The sequence below is a fragment of the Streptomyces purpurogeneiscleroticus genome, assembly GCF_020024005.1.
Taxonomy (GTDB): Bacteria; Actinomycetota; Actinomycetes; order Streptomycetales; family Streptomycetaceae; genus Streptomyces; species Streptomyces purpurogeneiscleroticus.
In genome coordinates this window covers 1-5132 of record NZ_NHSG01000014.1, presented here as the reverse complement: position 1 = coordinate 5132, position 5132 = coordinate 1, and the positions used below count along the sequence as shown (strand labels likewise).

The following is a 5132-nucleotide window of genomic DNA, read 5'->3' as shown; positions in this document are numbered from 1 at the left end:
GCCCCGTCCACCGCCCCCGCCAGCAGCATCCCGGCCACCAGAGGCCCCGGCAGCAGCGCCCGCCCGGCCTCCTCCAGCACCAGGACCGCTTCCGGCAGCCCGAGCCCCGCGCCGCCGTCCTCCTCGGGCAGCAGCAGCGAGAAGAAGCCCGCGTCCGCCAGCTCGCGCCACAGGGCGCGGTCCAGTACAGGCCCGCCGTCCGCCGCTTCATAGGCGTCCACCGCAGCGCGCAGCCGCTCTCCGGGGAAGCGCCCGGACAGCACTTCGTGCACGCCCGCGCGCAGCGCCCGTTGGTCGTCGGTGAGGTGGAAGTCCACGGTCAGCGTCCCTTCGGGAGGCCGAGGAGCCGCTCGGCCACGATGTTCTGCTGGATCTGGGAGGTGCCGGCCGCGATGGTGTACGAGAGGGACGAGAGCCGGTCGGCGATCCACTCCTGGTCCGCGTCGAGCGACCCGGCGCCCAGCACTTCTGCGGCCACGTCGTACAGCTCCTGCCGGGCGTGCGAGTACCGCAGCTTGAAGACCGAGCCGCCGGCCCCCGGCACGCCGCCGCCCCTCTGCGCCGCGCTGACGTTCCACTGCGTGAGGCGCCACAGCGCGGCGAACTCCGCAGCCAGTCGCCCGAGCCTGCGCCGCAGTACCGGGTCGTCCCAGCGGCCGTTGTCGCGCGCCTTACGGGCCAGCGCGGCGAGCACCCGATGACAGGCCACGACCTCGCCCACGAAGGCGGTGCCGCGCTCGAAGGAGAGCGTCACCATCGTCACCCGCCAGCCGTCGTGCTCGGCCCCGAGGCGGTTCGCCACCGGCACCCGCACCTCGTCGAGGAAGACCTCCGCGAACTCGGCGGTCCCCGTGAGCGTGCGCAGCGGCCGTACGGTGATGCCGGGCGCGTCCATGGGCATCGCGAGCCAGCTGATACCTCTGTGCCGCGGCGCCTCGGGGTCGGTGCGCACCAGCAGCTCGCACCAGTCGGCGACCTCGGCGTGCGAGGTCCATGTCTTGCAGCCGCTGACCACGTAGGCGTCGCCGTCCCGCACCGCCTTCGTACGCAGCGCCGCCAGATCCGAACCGGCGTCCGGCTCGCTGAAGCCCTGGCACCAGATCTCCTCGCCGCGCAGGATCGGCGGCAGCCAGCGGGCACGCTGGCCCGCGGTGCCCTCGGCGGCGATGGTGGGCCCGGCGTGCAGCAGCCCGACGAAGTTCGCGCCCACGTACGGTGCGCCGGCCCGCTCGGTCTCCTCCAGGAAGATCAGGTGCTGGGTGGGCGTCGCGTCCTGCCCTCCGGCGTCGGCGGGCCAGTGCAGCCCCGCGTACCCGGCGTCGTACAGCAGCCGCTGCCAGGCCGTGTCGTAGGCCCTGCGGCCGGGCCAGTCGGTGGCGGCGGGGCGGTCGGGGAGCTTCGGCAGCACCTCGCGCAGCCACGCACGCAGCCGGGCCCGGAAGTCCTCCTCCTCGTCCGTGTACGTGAGGTCCACCGGGGCCTCACGTGTCCAGGCCGAGGCCGAGCATCCGGATCGCGTTGCCCCGCATCAGCTTGTACACGGTCTCCTCGTCCAGTCCCTTCACGTGGTCGAGCGCGACCTCCTTGGTGTGCGGGAAGGTCGAGTCCACGTGCGGGTAGTCCGTCTCGAAGGTCGCGTTGTCCCGGCCGACCGCGTCCAGTGAGGCGACGCCGTGCTTGTCCCGGAAGAAGCAGCAGAAGATCTGCCGGTAGTAGTACGTCGAGGGCGGCTCGGGGATCAGGTCGCGCACCCCGCCCCAGGCCCGGTGCTCCTCCCACACGTCGTCCGCCCGTTCGAGTGCGTACGGTATCCAGCCCATCTGCCCCTCGCTGTACGCGAGTGTGAGTTCCGGGAACTTCACCAGGACGCCGCTGAACAAGAAGTCCATCATCGAGGCCATCGCATTGTTGAACGAGAGGGCGGCCTGCACGGCGGGCGGCGCATCGGGGGACGCGGCCGGCATCTGGGAGCTGGACCCGATGTGCATGTTGACGACCGTGCCGGTCTCCTCGCAGGCCGCGAAGAAGGGATCCCAGTAGCCGCTGTGGATCGAGGGCAGTCCGAGGTACGTGGGGATCTCGCTGAACGTCACGGCCCGCACTCCGCGCGCGGCGTTGCGCCGCACCTCCTGGACGGCGAGGTCGATGTCCCAGAGGGGCACGATGCACAGCGGGATCAGCCGGCCGCCGCTGTCGCCGCACCACTCCTCGACCATCCAGTCGTTGTACGCCCGCACGCACGCCAGCGCGACCTCCTTGTCGTGCGCCTCCGCAAAGGTCTGGCCGCAGAAACGGGGGAAGGTCGGGAAGCAGAGGGACGCCTCGACGTGGTTGAGGTCCATGTCCTTCAGGCGCTCGGCCGGGTCCCAGCAGCCGGGGCGCATCTGCGCGCGGGTGATGCCCTCCAGCGTCATCTCGTCGCGGTCGAAGCCGACGGCGGCGATGTTGCGCTTGTACGGGAACTTCAGGTCCTCGTAGATCCACCAGTCGGTGGGCGGGCCGTCCGGATCCATGGTGATGACGTACTTGCCGCCCACGTACGCCAGCTCGCCGATGCCGGCGGTCAGCGGCCTGGGCCCGCGGTCCCGGTACTTCGCCGGCAGCCAGGTCTCGAAGAGGTGCGCGGGTTCGATCACGTGGTCGTCGACGCTGATGATGCGCGGTAGCTCCATGGGAGTCCCCTGTCCCCTCATTACCTGACGGGTAGTCAGTTACTGGACGCAGGCTAGCCCCCGCCCCCTGGACCGACAAGGCACACACCTCTACGCTCCGGTGATTACCTGATGGACCGTCAGCTCTGTGGAGCGCGGGACACGCGGAGGGCGTATGGCGAGCGAGACCCTGTGGGGACTGGTCGTGGACCGTGCCGACCGCACCCCCGATGCCACCGCGCTCATACAGGCGGGGAACACACCGGAAGACGAGGCACGCATCGGGTTCGGCGCGCTGCGCGCCCGCGCGGAGCGGGTCGCGGCCGGACTGCACGCGCGGGGCGTGCGCGCCGGCACCCGGGTCGTCTGGCAGCTGCCGACCCGCATCGAGACAGTGCTGCTCACCCTCGCCCTGGCCAGGCTCGGCGCGGTCCAGAGCCCGGTCGTCCCGCTCTACCGCGACCACGAGGTGGCACACGTACTGCGCCGCACCGAAGCGGAGTTCTTCCTCACGCCCGGCACCTGGCGCGGCTTCGACCACACCGCCATGGGCCGGCGGATCGCCGCCCGGCTCCCCGGCCCGCTCACGGTCGCCGACGCATACGCCACACTGCCCGACGGCGACCCCGGCAGCCTGCCACCGCCGCCCGCCGACCCCGGGGAGACCCGCTGGATCTACTGGACCTCGGGCACCACCGCGGGCCCCAAGGGCGTCCTGCACTGCGACCGGGCGCTGCTCACCGCGGGCACCGACCTCGGGCGCGCGCTGCGCGTGGACGCGCGCGACGTGGGCTCGATGGCGTTCCCGTACGCGCACGTCGCGGGCCCCGATTACACCGTGATGCTGCTGCGGCACGGCATACCGGCGGTCCTCTTCGAACACTTCGCACTGCCCGAAGCGCTGGGCGCCTACCGACGGCACGGCGTCACCATCGCGGGCGGCTCCACCGCCTTCTACCAGCTCTTCCTCGCCGAACAGCGGCGGCAGGCCGGCTCCGGGCCGCTCCTCCCCGACCTGCGCCTGTTGGCGGGCGGCGGCGCGCCCAAACCTCCCGGGCTGTACTACGAGGTGATCCGCGAGCTGGGCTGCGCCCTCACCCACGGGTACGCGCTGACCGAGGCCCCGATGGTGACCATGGGCGACCCGCTGGACAGCGACGCGGACCTGGCCACGGCCGACGGCCGCCCGCCGGCCGGCATGGAGATCCGTATCGGCGCGGACGGCGGGATACGGCTGCGCGGCCCCGCCGTGTGCCAGGGGTACCTCGGCGAACCGGACCCGTTCGACGCCGACGGGTTCCTGCCCACCGGGGACCTCGGACGCCTCACCCCCGAAGGGCGCCTCGTCGTCACCGGGCGGCTGAAGGACATCATCATCCGTAAGGGCGAGAACGTCTCGGCCAAGGAGATCGAGGACCTGCTCCCGCTGCATCCGGATGTCCGGGACGCCGCGGTGATCGGGCTTCCGGACGCCGAGCGCGGGGAACTGGTGTGCGCGGTGGTGGAACAGCGGGACGGCGCGCTCCCGGTGACCGTGGAGGCGCTGGGCGCGTGGCTACGAGAGCGTGGGCTGGCGCCGCACAAGGTGCCCGAGAGGGTGGAGGTGGTGGACGCCCTCCCCCGGGGCGCGACGCTGCGCAAGGTACTCAAGGGCGAGCTGCGCGTCCGCTTCGCGCCGGGCGCGGGCGGCGCCTCCCACCCCGGATCCGGCGCTCAGGGGCGGAAGGACGCTCAGGGGCGGAAGGACGTCGACGCCTGTTCGTAGAAGCGGTCCACCTCGGCCCGGTCCCGGTCCGGGCCGATGACCAGGACGAGGTGGTAGCGGCCGCCCTCCAGGAGGGCCATGTTGCGCGCGTACGTCGCGGAGCCGCTGTCCTCGCCCCACGTGAAGGTGCCCTCCGCCATGGCCGTCCGGCCGACATCCGTGCGCCGCAGCCCCGAGGTCGAGGTCCAGTTCGCGTCGCGGAACGGCGCCAGCTCGGCCTCCTTGTCCCGCTGGTACGCCATCGGGTCGGAGCCGAACCGCTTCGCGGTGTCCCGGCCCGGCACCACCAGCAGCGTGAAGGCGCCCTTGGTGTAGCGCACCTGCCCCTCGGCGTTCTTGGCGTGCCGCTGCCAGCCCTCGTGCACGGCGATCCGGAAGCCCTCCGGGTCGTCGCGCATCTCGAAGCCGTCGGCCAGGCCGTCCGGTGCGGCGCTCCGGGGGTGCGTGCCGGTCGGGTCCGCGCCGTCCGGCTGCGACTGCGCCGGGTCGGGCGCGGGCGGGCCGGTTTCGCTACCGCTGGGCACGCTGCTCCGCGCGTTCCCCGAGCCGTCCGGTTCCGTGCCGTTCTTCGGCAGGAAGACCGCGGCGACCACCACCGCGCCGACGACCAGCAGCAGCACGAGGCCGAGCAGCAGCATGCCGAGCCGGCGCGGGCCGCCGCGGGGCGTCCGGTCGCGGTTCGGCCGCGGCTCGCGCTGCCGCGGGCGGTCGTGGTC

At 72.8% G+C, this 5132-nt stretch carries 5 protein-coding genes; 1 reads left to right on the top strand and 4 read right to left on the bottom strand.

The annotated features are described in order from the left end of the window. The 3 genes from CCS38_RS00395 to CCS38_RS00385 form a co-directional block, all read right to left on the bottom strand. Positions 1–317: acyl-CoA dehydrogenase family protein (locus CCS38_RS00395; protein ID WP_223731158.1), on the bottom strand; the 317-nt coding region annotated here is incomplete at its 3' end. 2 nt (positions 318–319) lie between these two features. Then, on the bottom strand, positions 320–1474 hold the full coding sequence (locus tag CCS38_RS00390) for an acyl-CoA dehydrogenase family protein (protein ID WP_223731157.1): 1155 nt from the start codon (positions 1472–1474) through the stop codon (positions 320–322). A 7-nt stretch (positions 1475–1481) separates the two neighbouring features. Then, entirely contained in the window at positions 1482–2672 is a 1191-nt protein-coding gene (locus tag CCS38_RS00385) for an amidohydrolase family protein (RefSeq protein WP_223731156.1), read from the bottom strand. Positions 2673–2826: 154 nt separating this feature from the next. Between CCS38_RS00385 and CCS38_RS00380 the strand changes: the two genes are divergently transcribed. Then, complete coding sequence (locus CCS38_RS00380) at positions 2827–4416, top strand: class I adenylate-forming enzyme family protein (RefSeq protein WP_223731155.1); 1590 nt, start codon at positions 2827–2829, stop codon at positions 4414–4416. Here CCS38_RS00380 and CCS38_RS00375 read toward each other — a convergent pair. Further along, on the bottom strand, positions 4383–5132 hold a 750-nt coding region (locus CCS38_RS00375; RefSeq protein ID WP_504740338.1), incomplete at its 5' end, for a serine/threonine kinase C-terminal domain-containing protein. The genes CCS38_RS00380 and CCS38_RS00375 overlap by 34 nt on opposite strands.

Excerpts from the sequence above, each read along its gene's own strand:
- CCS38_RS00380 (WP_223731155.1), top strand. The coding sequence starts at position 2,827 with ATGGCGAGCGAGACCCTGTGGGGACTGGTCGTGGACCGTGCCGACCGC.
- CCS38_RS00385 (WP_223731156.1), bottom strand. The coding sequence starts at position 2,672 with ATGGAGCTACCGCGCATCATCAGCGTCGACGACCACGTGATCGAACCC.